We start from the raw sequence: 18,715 nt of genomic DNA on the forward strand, positions 1-18,715 counted from the left end.
CCTGGTATGCACCGCCCCGTCTTGCTTGCGTTCCTCAGAAGTCCGAGAACTTCTTGCCTTCCGCGACGATCTTTTCCAGAAGCGCGGCGGGCTTGAAGTCGTCGCCCATCGTCGCCTGGAATTCCTTCATCTTGGCGAGCACCTTGTCCGCGCCCACCGTGTCGCCATAGAACATCGGGCCGCCGCGATAGACGGGGAAGCCGTAGCCGTTGATCCAGACGATATCGATGTCGGACGAGCGGATCGCCTTGCCTTCCTCGAGTATCTTCGCGCCCTCGTTGATCATCGGATAGATGCAACGCTCGAGGATTTCGTCGTCGCTGATCTTGCGGCGGTTGATGCCCTTTTCGGCGGCATAGTCGAGGATCATCTTCTCGACGACCGGCGAGGGCTTCGCGTTGCGGTTCTCGTCATAGTCGTAATAGCCCGCGCCCGTCTTCTGGCCGCGGCGGTCCATCTCGCAGAGACGGTCGCGGAGCGTTTCGCCCTTCGACTTTTCCTTGTTCCAGCCGATGTCGAGGCCGGCGAGGTCGGACATGGCGAAGGGGCCCATCGGCAGGCCGAAATCGTAGAGCACGCGGTCGACGTCCCAGGGCATCGCGCCTTCCATGATCAGCTTCTGCGCCTCGCGCTGACGCTGGGCCAGGATGCGGTTGCCGACGAAGCCGGGGCAGACGCCGACAAGCGCGGCGATCTTGCCGATCTTCTTGGCGATCTGCATCGATGTCGCGATGACGGACTTCGAGGTCTTGTCCGCGCGCACGACTTCCAGAAGCCGCATCACATTCGCGGGCGAGAAGAAGTGGAGGCCGATCACGGCTTCCGGCCGCTTCACCGCCGTTGCGATTTCGTCGATGTTGAGCGCGGACGTGTTCGTCGCGAGGATCGCACCCTGCTTCACGATCTTGTCGAGCTTGCCGAAGACGTCCTTCTTCACGTCCATGTTCTCGAACACGGCCTCGATCACGAGGTCGCAATCGGCGAGCGAACCCATGTCGAGCGAGCCGGTGAGAAGCCCCATGCGCTTCTCGACCTCTTCCATCGGGAAGCGGCCCTTCTTCGCCGAGTTCTCGTAGTTCTTGCGGATGACGCCGAGGCCCCGGTCGAGCGCGTCCTGCTTCGTCTCCACGATGGTGACAGGCAGGCCGACATTGAGGAAGTTCATGGCGATGCCGCCGCCCATCGTGCCGGCGCCGATGATGCCGACCTTGTTCACCGGAATGATCGGCGTGTCGGCCGGCACGTCCGGCAGCTTCCAGACCTGGCGTTCGGCGAAGAAGACATGGCGCTGCGCCGCCGACTGCGTGCCGGTGACGAGTTCGCGGAAGAGCTTCTGCTCCACCTTGACGCCTTCGTCGAAGGGCAGGTTCACCGCCGCCTCGATGCACTGGATGTTGTATTCGGGCGCGAGGAAGCCGCGGAACTTGCGGGCATTGGCCTTGCGCACATTCGCGAAGATTTCGCGCTTGCCGCGGGCGGCTTCCACCTTGTCGTTGAGGTCGCGCACCTTCTTCAGCGGGCGCTTTTCGGCGACGATCTTGTTGGCGAAGGCGACCGCGCCCTCGCGCAGCTTGCCTTCTTCCGCGAGTTCGTCGACGAGGCCCATTTCGAGGCACTTCTTCGCGCCCACATGCTGTCCGGTCGTCACCATTTCGAGGGCCTTTTCGGGGCCGACGATGCGCGGCAGGCGCTGCGTGCCGCCCGCGCCCGGCAGGAGGCCGAGGTTCACCTCCGGCAGTCCGCATTTCGCCGAAGGCACCGCCACACGGTAGTGGCAGGTCAGCGCCACTTCCAGGCCGCCGCCCAGCGCCGTGCCGTGGATCGCCGCGACGACGGGTTTCGGCGCATTCTCGATCATGGCCTGCGCGTCGAAGAGGCTCGGGCCTTTCGGTGCCTTGCCGAATTCGGTGATGTCCGCGCCTGCGATGAAGGTCTTGCCCTCGCAGATCAGCACGATGGCCTTCACGTCCGGGTCGTCGATCGCCTGCTTGATGCCGTTGGCGATACCTTCGCGTACCGGCGCCGAAAGCGCGTTCACGGGTGGCGAATTGAGGGTGACGACGGCGATGCCGCCTTCCTTCTCAAGCGTGGTGACGTCGTTGATCGCTGTCATGGCGCTCCCTGCCTCTTCGTTATGGTTGGTTGTTGGCGGGGATTATAGCGCCGGGGGGCAATGGCGCCAGACGGGGCTTGGCTCCCGCCTGTGCAGGACTGATCGGGGCCGGTCAGGGGATGAACAGGACGTGCGGCGTGATAGGATCGCGGAACGGCGTAACGAGGAGACAGGCGCGTGGCGGAAAGGCCGGACAAGCGAACCCCGGAAAAACAGGCAAGGGCGGTTGGGCGCCCCCGGAGCGGCGATGCCGCAGCTTCAGGCGACCCGCGCGCCGATATCATCGCCGCCGCCGCCCGCCTTTTTCGCGCCAAAGGCTTCGCGGGCGCATCGGTCCGCGAGATCGCGGCCGAAGCCGGGCTGCGCAAGGCCTCGCTCTACTACTACTTCCCCTCCAAGGAAGAGATCGTCTACGCCATGGTCGAGGACGTGCTCGCGCCAGCGCTCGACATGCAGAAAAAGCTCGGCCGGGCCCCCCTCACGGAGGCCGCGCGGCTCTTCCTCTATCTCCGCTTCGATGTCGAGATGCTCTGCGCCGCGCCTTACGACTGCACCTGGCTTCTTTCGCAAGGCAATCTGAACGACGCGCGCATGGCAGCCTACGGGAAGGAGCGCCAGAAGCTCCTTGCTTGGCTCCGTGCGCGGCTTCGCGAAGGGCATGCGAAAGGCGAGTTCGTTGCCTGCGATGCGGCGACGGTTGCGAAAACCCTTCTTGCCGCGACGGAATATTCGGTCACCTGGGCCGAGCGCGAGGACCGCGCCCGGATGCGCAGCACGGCCGAAGAAGTCGCCTCGCTCCTCCTGCGTGGCCTGCTTGCCGGAGGCCGGGGCCTCGACGAGGTGAAGGCGGAAGCGGCGGCAAATACGTAGCGCTGCTCCTCGTGTGACCGTATGCAAAACGGACGAAGGAGGCTTTGCGTATCTCGCTGGATTCTTGCCCCGCGCGCCATACATTAGAGGGGAAAAGCGGCAAACCGGGAGGAAGTCCATGAGCGACGAACAAATAGCCATCGGGCGGGACTACACGCGAAAGAACGCCGATCTCGCCGCGCGCTGGAAGATCGACGTCAATCGCGATCCTTACTCGATCCCGCTCGAAGAACTCGACCCCGCGCATGACGAGCTTTTCGCGGCCAACAAGGCGCTGCCTTATTTCGAGCGGCTGCGGAAGGAAGACCCCGTCCATCTCAACGATACCGGTCCCTATGGCCGTTACTGGTCGATCACCAAATACGAGGACATCATGTTTGTGGACACGAACCACAAGCTGTTCTCGTCCGATATCCGCAATGGCGGCATTCGCCTCGGCGGGCTGCCGCTCGAAGGTGAGCCCGATCCGCTCACCTATCTTCCCATGTTCATCATGGAAGACCCGCCCAAGCATGACGAGCAGCGCAAGGTCGTGCAGCCCATGTTCACGCCGCAGAACCTCGCCGATCTCGAGCCCGTCATTCGCGAGCGCGCGGGGCTCATTCTCGACGAATTGCCGCGCGGCGAGACGTTCAACTGGGTGCGCGAGGTTTCGGTAGAGCTTACGGGGCGCACGCTGGCGACGCTGTTCAATGTGCCGCAGGAAGACCGCCACAAGCTCATTCACTGGTCGGACACGGTGGAGCGGATCGGCGATCCGGAATATTTCGAAACGCCGGAAGACGCATTCAAGGAGCTCTGGAATTGCTGGGAATATTTCGACGCGGTCTGGAAGGACCGTCTCGCCAACCCGGGTTCCGACCTCATCTCGCTGCTGGCGCATGGCGAGTCCACGAAGAACATGCCGCCCAACGAATATCTCGGCAACATGCTGCTCCTCATCGTCGGCGGCAACGACACGACGCGCAATTCCATCACCGGCGGCGTGCTCGCGCTCAATCAGCATCCGTCGGAATACCAGAAGCTGAAAGCCGATCCCGGCCTCATTCCGAACATGGTGTCCGAGATCATCCGCTGGCAGAGCCCGGTCGCGCACATGTGCCGCACGGCCATGGAAGATGTGGAAATTCGCGGCAAGACGATCAAGAAGGGCGACAAGGTCGCCATGTGGTACGTCTCGGGCAACCGCGATCACGAGAAGATCGAGCGCGCCGATGAATTCCTGATCGACCGCGAAGGCGCGCGTCACCATCTCTCCTTCGGCTTCGGCATCCATCGCTGCATCGGCAATCGCGTCGGCGAGATGCAGCTCCGGATTCTCTGGGAAGAGATCATGAAGCGGTTCAGCAAGGTCGAAGTGGTGGGAGAGCCGAAATATCTCCGCTCCAACTTCATCCGCGGCATCACGGAACTGCCGGTGGCGGTTCACGGGTAGGTTTTTGTTTATTTGAAACGTCACCCCCGGGCTTGACCCGGGGGTCCAGAAGCCGCCGGCTCGTCCGGCGGCGTTCTTTTTCGCATGAATCGTTCTTGCCGGCTGTCCTGCGTCCTCGTCCCTGGATTGCCGGCCTCCTTAAAAGTTCAAAGGAGGGCCCGGCAATGACATTTTGAATGAAGGTCGACGCTCGCGAGACAGCAGGTTCCTTTCTTCGCGGCGGTCCATCCGCTTGACTCGACACCTCCTCCACCCTAATTTCGACCGAACGGTCGAAATTAGGAAAGTCCCCATGTCCACCTCGCTCGAAAACCTCATGCCGGCAGGCCGCGCCGCTGTCCTGCGGCCGCTCGCCCAGGCATCCACGCTGCCGCCCGCCTTCTACACCTCGCCGGAGGTCTTCGAGGCGGAGACGGAGCGCGTCTTCGCGCGCAACTGGGTTTCGGTCGGCCGGGCCTCGGAAATCCCCAATGCAGGCGACCGCTTCCGCATCGACGTCGCGGGAGAGCCGCTCCTCATCGTGCGCGGCAAGGACGGCGAAGTGCGCGCGCTTTCCGCCGTCTGCCGTCACCGCTGGATGCTGCTCGGCACCGGCGCGGAAAGCTCGGGCACGATTTCCTGCCCTTATCACAAATGGACCTATGCGCTCGATGGCTCGCTCATGGCCGCGCCCCTGATGGAAAAGGCGGAAGGCTTCGAGCACAAGGATTGCGCGCTGCCCATCTTCGGTTGCGAGGTCTGGAACGGCTTCATCTTCGTCAATCTGAGCGGCGATGCCGCGCCACTCGCGCGCTCGCTCGCGCCGCTGGCGGAGGAGTTTGCGCCCTGGAAGATGGACGAGATGGAAATCGTCGGCCAGATCGAGTTCGACCAGCCCTACAACTGGAAGGTGCTGGTCGACAATTTCATGGAGGCCTATCACCACTTCGCCATCCATCCCGAAACCTTCGAGCCGAACTATCCGGCCGCGATCTCGCGGGCGGAGGAGACGAATGCGCCCTATGCGGTGTTGCGCATGCCGCGCAAGGATGATGGTCTTTCAGACTCGCTCTTCAAGCCGCTCGACGGCGTTCCCGATCGCGCGCGGCGCGGTTTCTCGGTCTTCAACGTCTATCCCTCGATGCTGCTCGCGGTGCTCGCGGACAGCGTCGTCTGGTACCGCATGGAGATCGACGGCGTGGACCATTTCAAGCTCACCGTCTACCTCCTTGCGCATCCCAAATCGCTCGATGTGCCGGATGTCGAAACGCTGAAAACCTTCCTGCGCGAAGGCACCTTCGCCGTCCACATGGAAGACATTGCCGCTTGCGACGGCGTGCAGAAGGGGCTGATGAGCGGCGCCGCGCGCGCCGGCCGCCTCAGCCACCTCGAAGGCGCGATCCACGAGCACCAGAAATGGCTTCTCGGCGAACTCGGACGGGAGTGAGAAGGAACGCCTCAGGCGGCGTCTGCTTCCTCCTGTTCGTCCAGCGCCTCCTTCACCGCTTCGGGAGCGCGCTCGATGAGCCGCACAAGAGTACGTGCTGCCCCACGGGGCTGGCGGGCTCCCTGTTCCCATTTCTGCAAACCGGAAACGCTGGTGCCCATGAGTTGCGCGAACTCGGCCTGCGTCATGCCAAGAGCCTTCCGGGCTTTCTTGACGTCGACAGGCTTGACCTGACGCATCTGCACGCCCGTCTTGCCGCCTCTGGCGTGCTCGCGCGCTTCCTCCATGGAGGCAATCAGTTCCTTCGCGAAATTGCTCATGCCGTTACTCCTCTACCTGTCTCTCCGCTTTGCGGCCTTCTTGATCTCGCCCGCCAGTATTGCAACGGTTCTGCGGTCGGCTGCGGACAGGTCCGCCTTCTCGTTTTTTCCATAGATCAACAAGGCATAAAGCGGTGCATCGTCTGAGTAGTAGTAATAGATGACGCGAACACCTCCGCTCTTTCCCTTGCCTCTCGCTGCGAACCGGACCTTTCGTACACCGCCCGTTCCGACAATCTCGTCTCCTGCCTCCGGATTCGTCGCCAGGAATTCGATCAGTTCGTCGTGTTCCTCTTCGCTCAGCAAAGCTGCGGCACGCTTCCGGAATATGCTGGTCTCGGCCACGGTGAGCATGTCGGGAGAGTAACCCATTGGGGTAGTTTGTCCAACTAAAATCGCCCATTGGGTTTGTTTTGACGCCGTAACGGTGCCGCGCTCTGGCAGGCTCGGTGGTTCACGGGCGTTCAATTCGGCCTTCGTTCGCGAACAGGCGGGAGAGCTTTGCCGTGGCGCGGCCTCGTCCTGCCTGTGCTAGGTTGCCCCCCAACGAAATCACAGATCAGGGAAGGGGCGGCTTGCCGCCTCTCGAGGCATTTGACGACCGACAAGCAAGGCGCCATCGACGACATCGAAGCAATCCGCAAGGGCTTCGAAACGCGCGGCTATATCTGCAATGCGCATATCGCCACCTCCATCTTCCTCGCCGAAAAGCTGCAGAAGCCGCTTCTCGTCGAGGGGCCTCCCGGCGTTGGCAAGACCGAGCTGGCCAAGGCCACGGCCGAAATGGTCGGCAAGCCGCTCATCCGCCTTCAGTGCTATGAGGGGCTCGACGAGGCCAAGGCGCTTTACGAGTGGAAATACGGCAAGCAGCTTCTCTACACGCAGGTGCTGAAGGAGAAGCTCGGCGATCTCATGTCCGGCGCTCAGGGCCTGAAAGAGTCCATGGCGCGGTTGCACGATTTCGACGACACCTTCTTCTCCGAGGAGTTTCTGGAGCCGCGCCCGTTGCTCAAGGCGCTCTGGCAGCCGGGCGGCGCCGTTCTCCTCATCGACGAGATCGACAAGTCCGACGACGAGTTTGAAGCCTTCCTGCTCGAACTCCTGTCGGACTACCAGATTTCCGTCCCGGAACTCGGCACCATCAAGGCGCGCACCACGCCCATCGTCTTTCTCACGTCGAACAACACGCGCGAGATCGGCGACGCGCTGAAGCGCCGCTGCCTGCATCTCTACATCCCCTTCCCGGATACGGACCTCGAACAGCGCATCATTGCGGCGCGCGTGCCGGAGATGGAAATGCGTCTCAGGACGCAGCTCGTTGCCTTCGTGCAGGGGCTTCGCCAGCTTGATCTCAAGAAGCTTCCGGCGGTCAGCGAGACGATCGACTGGGCGCGCACGATGGTGCTCCTCCATGCACGCGAGCTCGACGCCGATCTCGTCCGTAACACGCTGAATGTGCTGCTCAAATTCCAGGACGACATCGACAATGTCGATGGCGAGATCAACGCGCTCGTGTCGAAGGCGGCGCAGGCAGGGTAGGGCGCGCGATGAGCGAAGTCCTCGGCGATTTCATCAGGGCGTTGCGCGCCGCCGATATTCGCGTATCGACGTCGGAGTCGATCGACGCCGGCAATGTGATCGATCTCGTCGGCTTCGACGATCGCGCGACCTTGCGGGATGCACTCTCTCAGGTTCTCGCAAAGAGCGAGGACGAGAAACAGGCCTTCACCGAAACCTTCGACACCTATTTCTCCTTCGAGCAGTTCAAGAAGCGCCCCGCTTCCGTCGAGGAAGCCGCGAACGAGAACGGCGAGAGCGAAGAGCAGGAGAGCGAGGAGAACGGTGGCGACGGCGAGGGCGGCGACGGCGGCGATCCCTCGCAGGAGGGCGGTTCCTCCTCGCCCGGTGGGGGCGGCATGGGGGGCGAGCGGCAGGGCGACCGGCCTGCTTCGTCCATGGATCTTGCGTCATTGCTCGAACGCGGCGACCAGGCCGAGCTTCAGATGGCGCTTGCGGAGGGCGCGCGTCAGGCGAAGCTCAACCGCATCCGCCTTTTCACGCAGCGCGGCATGTTCACGCGCCGCATCATGGAGATCATGGGGCTCGACGGTCTCAACGAGGAGATCGAGCGCCGCGAGACTGCCGGTCTGCAGGAAAGCGCCGAACGCCTTGCTCAGGCCCGCGAGGAGTTGCGCGGTCAGGTGCGCGACTATGTCGAGAAGCAGCTCGAAATCTTCACCGCGAATTCCGGCCGCCAGCTTCGCGAGGAAGTGCTCGCGCAGATGCGGCTTTCCAATGTCGACCGGTCCGACATGCGGATCATGCGCGACCTCGTGCGCAAGATGGCAAAGCGGCTCATCGCGCTTCATTCGCGGCGCAAGAAGGTCGCACGGCGCGGCACGCTCGACGTGCGCCGGACGATCCGCGCGAATATCGAGTTCGACGGGCTTCTCTTCCACACCATCTGGAAGAAGACGAAAGTCGACCGGCCGAAGGTCATGGCGATCTGCGATGTGTCGGGCTCGGTCGCGCAGGTCTCGCGCTTTCTTCTGATGTTCCTCTACAGCCTTCAGGAAGTGCTGCCGAATGTCCGCAGCTTCGCCTTCTCCGGCGAGCTCGGGGAGACGACGGAAATTTTCGAGCGCGAGAAGCTCGAACAGGCACTCACGCTCGTGCTGCGAGATTTCGGCGGCGGCTCGACCGACTATGGGCGTGCCTTCGAGGATTTCGAGGCGCTGGCGATGAACGACATCGACCATCGCACCACCGTTCTTATTCTCGGCGATGCGCGCTCCAATTATGGCAATCCACGGTCGGATATTCTGAAGCTGGTTCACGCACGGGCGCGCCGCGTCATCTGGCTCAACCCCGAGGGACGCTCCATGTGGAATTCGGGCGACAGCGAGATGCGCCGCCTCTCCCCTTATTGCGACAAGGCGGTCACCTGCGCCTCGCTGAAGGACCTCGAGCGGGTCGTCTCCGAGCTCCTGCGCAGCGCCGTCTGATTCCGGGGATTACCCGGAGGCGGGGAAATCCGCGCCGTATGTGACGTTTCCATAACATTTCGATGACAGTCGGGCCTCCCCTAGGCAAGTAATCCCCGGCCCGCTAGACTTTTTGTCTCATTTCGGGGCAGTCGGGGCACCCTCATTCAGGCATGCCTGCTGCACGTCGAGTGCTGTCGCCGGTGCTGGCGCAGCTTCCGGCTGTGCCGGGACGGGACGGTTATCGGGCTTGTTTTCGGGTACGGGGGCAATATGGCGGAGCGCGCCATCGTCAGTTCACAGAGCGTCGAAAGGCGGCGGGTTGCGTTTGCATTGATGCTGGCGCTGCCGATTGCCGTTCTCTGGTGGGCGACGGCGCAGGCCGAGCCCATGCGGCTCACGCCGCCCTCCGTGGAGAGTGCCGCGCTGAATGATCCGGTGAGTGGACCCGTCGTGACCGCACCCGCGCAAACGCCTCCGCCCACCCTCGAAAAGAAGCGGCGCTACAATGTCGTCGTGTTGGGCGACTCGCTCGGCGACGGTACATGGGCCGGGCTCTATCACGTTCTGCGTAAGGACAATCGTTTCAATGTCGTCAAGAAATCTCGCGTCGCGACGGGCTTTTCCCGTCAGGACTATTACGACTGGAACGAAGCCGCACGCGAAATCGCGGCGGAAGCAAGCATCGACATCGCCGTCGTCGTGATGGGAACGAACGATCGTCAGCCGATCGTCAAGGATGGCAAACGTCATGCGCTGTTCGACCCCGAGTGGCGCGACATCTATCGTGCGCGCGTGGACGATTTCACGGCAACGTTGAAAGCGTCCGGTGCACGCATTTACTGGATGGAACTGCCGGTCATGCGCAGCCCGCGCTTCGGCGCCGACATGGAACAGTTCAACGAGATCTTCGAGGACCGAGCGGTGGCGAACGGGGTTGCCTTCGTGAAGACCGAAGGCCTCGCGACGGGCGCCGATGGCGGCTACACAGCCTATGGCGAGGACCGCTTCGGGCGCACGCGGCTCTTGCGCGCCGAAGACGGCATACATTTCACCATGGCGGGCTACGAACTTCTGGGCGACCGTATCGCCGATGCGATACTCGCCGATCTCGAAGGCACCACGCTCGTCAATGCGGAACCGCAGGCGGACCGTCCGGTGACGTTGAGCGTTGCCGATGATGCGGCGAGCGAGCTGGAAAAGGCTGAACGGTATGACATGGCGGACAGGCGGCCGGGACGTTCGGATGACTGGCTCTGGCTCGGCGCGACGAACTGATCGGTTCTGCGGCTTTCTCCGCGCGCCGATTGCCGCGCTCCTGATCGCCGCCGTTCCTTCCATCTCCCATGCCGCTCAATGCGTTGTGCCGCAGGGTCTCGAGCGTTTTCACGAGGCCGTTGAGAAGGTCGAAGCGAAAGAGCGGACGCGTCCGCTCACCGTGCTTCACTTGGGCGATAGCCACATTTCCCTCGACAATTTCACGCGTGGTTTGCGCAAGCGCTGGCAGGAAGCCTATGGCGACGCGGGCCGCGGTCTGATGCCCGGCGTTCCCTTTCGCTATTACGCGCCGGACGGGTTCGATGTCGGCATGAGCGGCGCCTGGGACATTGCATCGAGCCTTCCCGCCGATGCTTCCGGCCCCTTCGGCATACAAGGTTTCCGCGTGAGCGGCAGCGACACGAGCGCCGTCCTGACGCTTCACGCGGAACAGCCGCTGACGCGCATCGAGATCGACGCCTATGGCGGTCCAGACACAGGCGCACTCCTGCTCAAGCTTGGCGATGCGGCGGCACTGAAACTGCAGACGCGGCAAGATGCACCGGGCCTCGTAAGGCTCAGCGTGCCGGCTGCCAATGTGCACGATGTCCGCCTGTCTCCGGCGGGCGGCGGCGCAGTTCATCTTCTCGGCTGGAACGCCTTCTCATCCGCATCACCGGGCGTTCGCTACGACAGTTTCGGCGTCGTCGCGGCGACGGCTTCGATCACCGAGCGCTGGGACGCCGCCGTCGTGCGGCAGCAGATTGCGGCGCTCAAGCCCGACCTCGTCATTCTCGGCTACGGCACGAATGAAGGTTACCACAACGGTCTCGATCTCGATGGCTACAGTCGCCTCGTTGCCGGTTTCATCGACCTCATCGAAATGGCCGCACCCGATGCCTCGATTGCCTTGCTCGGGCCCTTCGACGGTGCGCGGCAGGGCACGGGCGCGGCCTGCGGAGAGGGGTGGGCGACGCCGCCTAAGCTTGAAGGTGTGCGCGGAGTGTTGCGGAGCCTTGCCGCCGCCCGTGATGCCTTCTTCTGGGATGGTGGTGCGGCGATGGGTGGGCGCTGCGCGGCAGATGAATGGGCGCGGGCGGATCCGCCGCTCATGTATGCGGACCGGGTCCATCTGCGTGTTGCGGGGGCGGAGCGTCTCTCGGCGGCGCTATGGGCAGCGTTGATGGGGCAAGGACAAACGGGCGCGGCGTGCGGCGCGGCGGGTCGCGGTTAACCATGAAGACAGGCAGCGATTGAGCTTTTTGGCCTCAGCGGGGATGATGCAGGAAATGCCGTCATGCCCCCCTGATGGCTAGTTTGGGCGGCGTGTGCGCGGGCGATGCACGCGCGGGTATCGGGGCGGCATGCTTTTTCCGACGATCGAGTTCGGGATCTTTTTTCTTGTCGTGTTCGCGGCCGGCTGGGCCGTGCGCGACGCGCCGGAAATCCGCAAGCTCTTGCTGCTTGGCGCCAGCTACTTTTTCTATGGCTGGTGGGACTGGCGCTTTCTCGCGCTTCTTTTCGTCTCGACCTTGATCAACTATCTCGCGGGCCTTGCGCTTGCGCGCAGCGAGCGGGCTGGTCTCAGAAAATTCATTGTCGGCGTCGCTGTCGTTGCCGGGCTTTCGATCCTCGGCTTCTTCAAATATTACGGCTTCTTCCTGACCTCCCTCTCCGTGCTTCTCGAGACGGCGGGTCTGGCGCGCGATCTGCCTTTCATGCAGGTGATCCTGCCGGTCGGCATTTCCTTCTTCACTTTCCAGGGCATCTCCTATGTCGTGGACGTCTATCGCGGGCATGTGCCGGCGGAGCGTTCGCTCACCAATGTGATGCTCTACATCTCATTCTTTCCGCAGCTTGTCGCGGGGCCCATCGTTCGTGCTGCGGATTTCCTGCCGCAGCTTCACCGTCCTGCGAACCTCACGCGCGCGCATATCGGGGTCGGTGTCGTGCTCATCCTGTCAGGCCTTCTGAAGAAGATGGTGGTGGCGAATTATCTTGCGACCGAGCTTGTCGACCCCGTCTTCTTCGATCCGGCGGCGGTCGGTGCGCTTGACCTTCTCGTCGGCGTCTATGGCTATGCGATCCAGATTTATTGCGACTTCTCCGGTTACAGCGACATCGCCATCGGTGTTGCGGCGCTGCTTGGCTATCGCTTCCTGGAGAATTTCGATCAGCCCTATCGCGCGTCGAGTCTGCAGGACTTCTGGCGCCGCTGGCACATCTCGCTGTCGACATGGCTTCGCGACTATCTCTATGTGCCGCTCGGCGGCAACAGGCATGGCGAGGCGAAGACCTATCGCAATCTCTTCCTCACCATGTTCCTTGGCGGCATCTGGCATGGCGCGGCCTGGACGTTTGTTTTCTGGGGCGCTTTTCATGGGACGATGCTCGCAGTCGAGCGTTATGCGCGGCGCCAGATCGAGTTTTTCGCTCCGGTGGGAACAGCGCCCGGCGGGATCATGAGCGCGCTCGGTAACGGCGCGCAGCATCTCGTGGGCATCGTCTGGACGTTTCATCTCGTCTGCTTCGCCTGGATATTCTTCCGCGCGGACAGCTTTGCCACGGCAGGCAGCTATCTCGCGGGGTTCGCGCGATGGGGCGAGGCCAGCCAGTACGTCACGCCTTTCATGGTCGGCCTCATCGCCATCGCCATGTTCTTCCAGTTCACGCCGCGGCATCTCGGGCGCTGGCTCGCGCGCGGCGTGCAGCATTTTCCGTCGCCGTTGCTCGGGCTTCTTCTTGGCGGCGGCATCTGGCTCATCTGGGCGATTGCGCCCGAGGGCGTTGCGCCCTTCATCTATTTCCAGTTCTGAGGCGCCATGCTGGACCTGCTGCGCGAAATAGAGAGAGAACTCGGCGGACATCCCGACGAGGTGGGCGAGGCGGAGCGGATCGAAGCCGCCGCGACGCGCCGCGCGGTCGGGCGCCTGCTTCGCGCGCTTGCCGTCGTTACCGCTCTGCTGTTCGTCTTCAGCAGCGAACGGCTCGTCACCTGGGTCAATGGTTTCGAGGTGGGACCGGTGCAGGACAGGGTGGTGGCGGCTTCGACCGCATGGAATGCGCTGATGGACGAAGGCGGCCTGACCATGCCTGCCGAGGCAGTGCGTGCGGAAGTGAACGAGCTTCGCGGCATGAGCTGGCCGGAAGTCCGCGCGCGCCTCGAAAACGAGAAGGCGCGAGGTCGCGAGGGCGCGCGGCTTCTGCGCGGCGCGCTTTCCGACAATCCGGGGTAGCGCTAGAGCAGCGCCTGCAGGGCCCAGAGGCTTCCCATGCCCGCGACGAGCGTTGCGATGACGCTTCTCGTCGTCCACGCCACGAGTGCGGCGATCGCGCCTGCAATGAGACGCGGGTTGTCGAGCCCGAAATAGAGCGTGCCGGGCGCAGTGCGCAGGATGGCGGGCAGGATGATGGCGCTCAGAACGGCGGCCGGCAGGAAGCGCAGCGCGCGCGTCACGGCATGAGGCAGCGCAACACGTCCCGCAAGCTGAAGGAAGGCAAAGCGCAGGACGAAAGTTCCGGCGCCGATCGCGAGGATCGATATCCAGATGAAGGTATAGCTGCTCATCTGTCGTCCCCTCTTCTGGAGCTGTTCCGGCCCACCGCAACTTCCACGGCATAACCGGCGGCAATGCCGCAAAGCGCGGCAGCGAAAAGACCGATGTTGAAGGGAAGGCTATACGCCGCAACGGCGGTGCCGCCGCCTGCGAGAGCAGCGATGGCCGTCGCCCGGTCGCGAATATTCGGCACAATGAGGGCGAGGAAGCTCAGCGGCACGAAGAAGTCGAGCGACCAGCTCGCGGGAACCTTGTTGCCGAGGAAGTATCCCGCCGCCGTGGCCGCTGTCCAGACGACCCACATCGCGGCGGCGCCGCCCATGTAGTAGCGGAACTTCGCCATTGGCGTCATCTCCGCATCCGACATGTAGCGCGTGATGGAGAGGGCGTAGGCCTGGTCCGTCATCAGATAGGCGATGAGCGCGCGTTTTCCGGTGGAAAGCGATCCGAAATGAGGGCCGAGCGACGCGCCGTACATGGCGAAGCGCAGATTGATCACGAGCCCGGTCAGGATGACGACCGCAAGCGGCGCTGCGTCGGCGATGAGTTGCGTCGAGGCAAGCTGCGCCGCACCGGCGAAGACGATGATGGATTGGCCGATCCCCTGCAGCGCGGTGAATTGCGCGTCGGCCGTGACGGCGCCGGTGATCATGCCGAAAGGCACGGCGCCCGGCAGCAGCGGCAGCATGACGCGCATGCCGGCGATCCAGTCCTGCCGCTTCCTTGCATTCGTCTCGCTCATTTCTCTCTCCGTGGCCGGCGCTTCATGGCACAGGCCCCTCCTTCGGTCTCGCGGGAACCGGACATGGCGTTTCCGCCGCCGTTTCCAAGAAAAAGGCCCCCGGGAATTTCTTCACGGGGGCCTGGCGTTCGATCGTTGCGCGCGTCTAACGCGGAAGTCTCGTTTCCCCCATGAGGAACAGGTCTACCTCGCGGGCAGCCTGGCGGCCCTCGCGGATGGCCCATACGACAAGCGACTGGCCGCGCCGCATGTCGCCGGCCGCAAAGACCTTGTCGAGGCTCGATGTGTAGGTAGCCGTATCGGCCGCGACATTGCCGCGCTGGTCGAGTTCGACGCCCAGTTCCTTCAGCATGCCTTCATGCACGGGATGCACGAAGCCCATGGCGAGCAGAACGAGATCGGCCTTGATCTCGAATTCCGATCCTTCGACCGGCTGCATCTTGTCGTCCACGCGCACGCATTCAATGGCGGTAACGTGACCGTCCTTGCCGAGGATACGGCGCGTCATCACGGCGAAGTCGCGCGTGGCGCCCTCGGCCTGGCTCGATGAGGTGCGCATCTTCAGCGGCCAGTCGGGCCAGGTGAGGAGCTTGTTTTCCTTTTCGGGCGGCGCCGGCATGATTTCGAGCTGGGTCACGGAAACAGCGCCCTGACGGAACGAGGTGCCGATGCAGTCCGAGCCCGTGTCGCCGCCGCCGATCACGACGACATGCTTGCCGTTCGCGAGGATCGGTTCGACCTGGCCGATGGGTTCGTCGGACACGCGCCGGTTCTGCTGCGGCAGGAACTCCATGGCGAAGTGAACGCCGGAAAGCTCGCGGCCTTCCACGGGCAGGTCGCGCGGCTTCTCCGATCCGCCGGTGAGGATCACCGCGTCGAACTCGGCCGTGAGCTCTGTCGCCTTCTTGTCGACACCGATTTGGACGCCGTAGTGGAAGGTAACGCCTTCGGCTTCCATCTGCGCGACGCGGCGGTCGATCAGATGCTTCTCCATCTTGAAGTCCGGAATGCCGTAGCGAAGCAGGCCGCCCGCCTTCCGGTTTTTCTCGAAGAGATGCACGTCGTGGCCGCGGCGCGCGAGTTGTTGCGCGGCGGCAAGTCCGGCCGGGCCGGAACCGACGATTGCGATGCGCTTTCCCGTCTTTTGCGCCGGCACCTGCGGCTTGAGCCAGCCTTCCTGCCAGCCGCGATCGACGATCGTGCATTCGATCGTCTTGATGGTGACGGGCTGGTCGGTGAGGTTCAGCGTGCAGCTCGCCTCGCAGGGGGCGGGGCAGATGCGGCCGGTGAACTCGGGAAAATTGTTCGTCGAGTGGAGGTTGCGGCAGGCTTCCTCCCAGTCGGAACGATAGACGAGGTCATTCCAGTCCGGGATCTGGTTGTTCACCGGACAGCCATTGTGACAATAGGGGATGCCGCAATCCATGCAGCGCGCCGCCTGGTCCCGCACCGCGTTTTCGGTGAGCGGGATGACGAATTCGCGATAGTTGCGGATCCGGTCCGCGGCCGGCAGGTACTTCCGGTCCTGCCGGTCGATTTCCAGAAAGCCTGTGATCTTGCCCAACACTTACTCTCCCGCTGCGGCCATCGCCTGCGCAGTTTCCTGCGCGCGCTGCATTTCCCGAAGTGCGCGGCGGTATTCCACCGGCATGACCTTCCGGAACTTGGGCAGCATGGCCTCCCAGTTGTTCAGAATGTACTGCGCACGCGCCGAATTGGTGTAGTGCGCATGGTTCTCGATGAGCTGATGCAGCCGCTCCGCGTCGAAGCGGGTCATGTCGCTCATCACGTCGACCCGGCCGTGGCTTTCGAGATCACCCGTCTGGTGGCGATGCCGCTCCATGAGGTCGTGCTCTTCCTGAACCGGTTCGAGATCGACCATCGAAAGGTTGCAGCGCTGCTCGAACATGCCGTCCTCGTCCAGCACATAGGCGATGCCGCCCGACATGCCGGCCGCGAAGTTGCGGCCCGTCTCGCCAAGAACGACGACGATGCCGCCCGTCATGTATTCGCAACCGTGATCGCCGGTGCCCTCGACGACGGCAATGGCGCCTGAGTTGCGCACGGCGAAACGCTCGCCTGCAACGCCGCGGAAGTAGCATTCGCCGCTGATCGCACCATAAAGCACGGTGTTGCCGACGATGATCGACTTCTCCGGCACGATGGCGCTCTTTGCGGGCGGATAGACGATGAGCCGGCCGCCGGACAGGCCCTTGCCGACATAGTCGTTCGCCTCGCCTTCGAGTTCGAGCGTCACACCAGCCGCGACCCAGGCGCCGAAGCTCTGGCCGGCCGTGCCGGTGAACTTCACGTGGATCGTGTCGTCGTTGAGGCCCGCATGGCCATGCGCCCGGGCGATCTCGCCGGAAAGCATGGCGCCGGTCGTCCGGTCCGTGTTGCGGATCGGCAGTTCGATCTGCACCGGCTTTCCGTGTTCGATTGCGTCCTTCGCCTTTTCGATCAGCGTGCGGTCCAGGACGTCGTGGATCTTGTGATCCTGGGCTTCGCAATGATGGATCGCGACGCCTTCCGGAGCGGCGGGCTTGTGAAAGAGCTTCGTGAAGTCGAGGCCCTTCGCCTTCCAGTGCTTCACGACCTTGCGCTTGTCGAGCATCTGCATCTGGCCGGTCATTTCGCTCATCGTGCGATAGCCCATCATCGCCATCAGCTCGCGCACTTCCTCGGCAACGAAGAAGAAGTAGTTGATGACATGCTCCGGCGTCCCGACGAAGCGCTTGCGAAGCTCCGGGTCCTGCGTTGCAACGCCCACAGGGCAGGTGTTCAGGTGGCACTTGCGCATCATGATGCAGCCGGCCGCGATGAGCGGTGCCGTGGCGAAGCCGAACTCGTCCGCGCCCAGAAGCGCGCCGATGATGACGTCGCGCCCCGTCCGGAGCCCGCCGTCGACCTGCACGGCGATGCGGCCGCGCAGACGGTTCATCACAAGCGTCTGGTGCGTTTCGGCAAGGCCGATTTCCCAGGGGCTGCCCGCATGCTTGATCGAGGTGAGAGGCGAGGCGCCGGTGCCGCCCTCGAAACCGGAGATCGTCACGTGGTCCGCGCGCGCCTTCGAGACGCCCGCCGCCACCGTGCCGACGCCCACTTCCGAGACGAGCTTCACGGAGATCAGCGCGTTCTTGTTGGTGTTCTTCAGGTCGAAGATGAGCTGCGCCAGATCCTCGATCGAATAGATGTCGTGGTGCGGGGGCGGCGAGATGAGGCCGACACCCGGCGTCGAGTGACGCACCTTGGCGATCACTGCATCCACCTTGTGACCGGGCAGCTGGCCGCCTTCGCCGGGCTTTGCACCCTGCGCCATCTTGATCTGGATCATGTCGGAGTTGACGAGATACTCCGTCGTCACGCCGAAGCGTCCCGACGCCACCTGCTTGATCGCGGAACGCATGCTGTCGCCATTCGGCAGCGGCCTGAAGCGGTCGGCTTCCTCGCCGCCTTCGCCAGTGTTCGAGCGGCCGCCAATTCGGTTCATCGCGAGCGCAAGCGTCGTATGCGCCTCGCGGCTGATCGAGCCGAAGGACATGGCGCCGGTCGCGAAACGCTTCACGATTTCGGACGCCGGTTCGACCTCGTCGAGGGACACAGGCTTGCGGCCGTCATCCTCGGCGGTCTTGATGTCGAAAAGGCCGCGGATCGTGAGCAGACGTTCGTTCTGCTCGTTGATCTGGCGCGCAAAGGCCCGGTACTTGTCGCGGCTGTTGCCGCGCACGGCATGTTGCAGGTCGCGCACGCTGTCCGACGTCCAGGCGTGATCCTCGCCGCGAATGCGGAAGGCATATTCGCCGCCCACATCGAGCGCGTTCTTCAGCACGGGTGCATCGGAATAGGCGAGGCGGTGACGCTCGAAAGTCTCGCGCGCGATTTCCTCAATGCCGACACCCTCGATCATCGACACGGTGCCCGTGAAGTAGCTGTCGCAGAAGCTCGTGGAGAGACCCACGGCGTCGAAAATCTGCGCGCCGCAATAGGACTGGTAGGTCGAGATGCCCATCT

16 protein-coding genes are annotated in these 18,715 nt (G+C 63.4%); 9 read left to right on the forward strand and 7 right to left on the reverse strand.

The genetic code is table 11. The annotated features are described in order from the left end of the window. Positions 1-34: 34 nt before the first annotated feature. A complete protein-coding gene (locus tag ACKUUH_RS11655; RefSeq protein ID WP_407950105.1) occupies positions 35-2,104 on the reverse strand; it encodes a 3-hydroxyacyl-CoA dehydrogenase NAD-binding domain-containing protein in 2,070 nt (689 codons plus the stop codon). Positions 2,105-2,290: 186 nt separating this feature from the next. On the opposite strand from ACKUUH_RS11655, the gene ACKUUH_RS11660 reads away from it, so the two are divergent. The 3 genes from ACKUUH_RS11660 to ACKUUH_RS11670 all read left to right on the forward strand — a co-directional run bounded on the left by ACKUUH_RS11660 (position 2,291) and on the right by ACKUUH_RS11670 (position 5,844). Next, a complete protein-coding gene (locus tag ACKUUH_RS11660; protein WP_407950089.1) occupies positions 2,291-2,983 on the forward strand; it encodes a TetR/AcrR family transcriptional regulator in 693 nt (230 codons plus the stop codon). Positions 2,984-3,101: 118 nt separating this feature from the next. Further along, the gene (locus ACKUUH_RS11665) at positions 3,102-4,418 is read left to right on the forward strand and encodes a cytochrome P450 (protein WP_407950090.1); all 1,317 of its coding nucleotides are present in this window, start codon (positions 3,102-3,104) and stop codon (positions 4,416-4,418) included. Between the two features lie 292 nt (positions 4,419-4,710). Continuing rightward, a complete protein-coding gene (locus ACKUUH_RS11670; protein ID WP_407950091.1) occupies positions 4,711-5,844 on the forward strand; it encodes an aromatic ring-hydroxylating oxygenase subunit alpha in 1,134 nt (377 codons plus the stop codon). A gap of 11 nt (positions 5,845-5,855) precedes the next feature. Here ACKUUH_RS11670 and ACKUUH_RS11675 read toward each other — a convergent pair whose 3' ends face one another. Continuing rightward, complete coding sequence (locus ACKUUH_RS11675; protein WP_407950092.1) at positions 5,856-6,164, reverse strand: helix-turn-helix domain-containing protein; 309 nt, start codon at positions 6,162-6,164, stop codon at positions 5,856-5,858. A 12-nt stretch (positions 6,165-6,176) separates the two neighbouring features. Further along, positions 6,177-6,632, reverse strand: a complete 456-nt coding sequence (locus ACKUUH_RS11680) for a type II toxin-antitoxin system RelE/ParE family toxin (protein WP_407950093.1) — start codon at positions 6,630-6,632, stop codon at positions 6,177-6,179. 126 nt (positions 6,633-6,758) lie between these two features. On the opposite strand from ACKUUH_RS11680, the gene ACKUUH_RS11685 reads away from it, so the two are divergent. The 6 genes from ACKUUH_RS11685 to ACKUUH_RS11710 all read left to right on the forward strand — a co-directional run bounded on the left by ACKUUH_RS11685 (position 6,759) and on the right by ACKUUH_RS11710 (position 13,641). Further along, the gene (locus ACKUUH_RS11685) at positions 6,759-7,703 is read left to right on the forward strand and encodes an AAA family ATPase (RefSeq protein ID WP_407950094.1); all 945 of its coding nucleotides are present in this window, start codon (positions 6,759-6,761) and stop codon (positions 7,701-7,703) included. Positions 7,704-7,711: 8 nt separating this feature from the next. Continuing rightward, complete coding sequence (locus ACKUUH_RS11690; RefSeq protein ID WP_407950095.1) at positions 7,712-9,169, forward strand: VWA domain-containing protein; 1,458 nt, start codon at positions 7,712-7,714, stop codon at positions 9,167-9,169. A gap of 252 nt (positions 9,170-9,421) precedes the next feature. After that, positions 9,422-10,426, forward strand: a complete 1,005-nt coding sequence (locus ACKUUH_RS11695) for a DUF459 domain-containing protein (protein WP_407950096.1) — start codon at positions 9,422-9,424, stop codon at positions 10,424-10,426. Beyond that, positions 10,395-11,639: a GDSL-type esterase/lipase family protein gene (locus tag ACKUUH_RS11700; protein ID WP_407950097.1), complete on the forward strand. Its 1,245-nt coding sequence runs from the start codon at positions 10,395-10,397 to the stop codon at positions 11,637-11,639. The genes ACKUUH_RS11695 and ACKUUH_RS11700 overlap by 32 nt, the downstream gene beginning before the upstream one ends. Positions 11,640-11,769: 130 nt before the next feature. Next, the gene (locus tag ACKUUH_RS11705) at positions 11,770-13,221 is read left to right on the forward strand and encodes an MBOAT family O-acyltransferase (RefSeq protein ID WP_407950098.1); all 1,452 of its coding nucleotides are present in this window, start codon (positions 11,770-11,772) and stop codon (positions 13,219-13,221) included. Between the two features lie 6 nt (positions 13,222-13,227). Further along, positions 13,228-13,641 carry a hypothetical protein gene (locus tag ACKUUH_RS11710; protein WP_407950099.1) on the forward strand — a complete coding sequence of 138 codons (414 nt, stop codon included), beginning with the start codon at positions 13,228-13,230 and terminating at the stop codon, positions 13,639-13,641. Positions 13,642-13,643: 2 nt separating this feature from the next. Here ACKUUH_RS11710 and ACKUUH_RS11715 read toward each other — a convergent pair whose 3' ends face one another. The 4 genes from ACKUUH_RS11715 to ACKUUH_RS11730 all read right to left on the reverse strand — a co-directional run. Beyond that, a complete protein-coding gene (locus ACKUUH_RS11715; RefSeq protein WP_407950100.1) occupies positions 13,644-13,973 on the reverse strand; it encodes an AzlD domain-containing protein in 330 nt (109 codons plus the stop codon). Continuing rightward, positions 13,970-14,704 carry an AzlC family ABC transporter permease gene (locus tag ACKUUH_RS11720; RefSeq protein ID WP_407950101.1) on the reverse strand — a complete coding sequence of 245 codons (735 nt, stop codon included), beginning with the start codon at positions 14,702-14,704 and terminating at the stop codon, positions 13,970-13,972. The genes ACKUUH_RS11715 and ACKUUH_RS11720 overlap by 4 nt, the downstream gene beginning before the upstream one ends. 145 nt (positions 14,705-14,849) lie before the next feature. Continuing rightward, complete coding sequence (locus ACKUUH_RS11725; protein WP_407950102.1) at positions 14,850-16,268, reverse strand: glutamate synthase subunit beta; 1,419 nt, start codon at positions 16,266-16,268, stop codon at positions 14,850-14,852. 3 nt (positions 16,269-16,271) lie between these two features. Next, positions 16,272-18,715, reverse strand: a 2,444-nt coding sequence (locus ACKUUH_RS11730) for a glutamate synthase-related protein (RefSeq protein ID WP_407950103.1), incomplete at its 5' end; no start/stop codon positions are given.

This window comes from Parvibaculum sp. (genome assembly GCF_045863935.1).
GTDB lineage: Bacteria > Pseudomonadota > Alphaproteobacteria > Parvibaculales > Parvibaculaceae > Parvibaculum.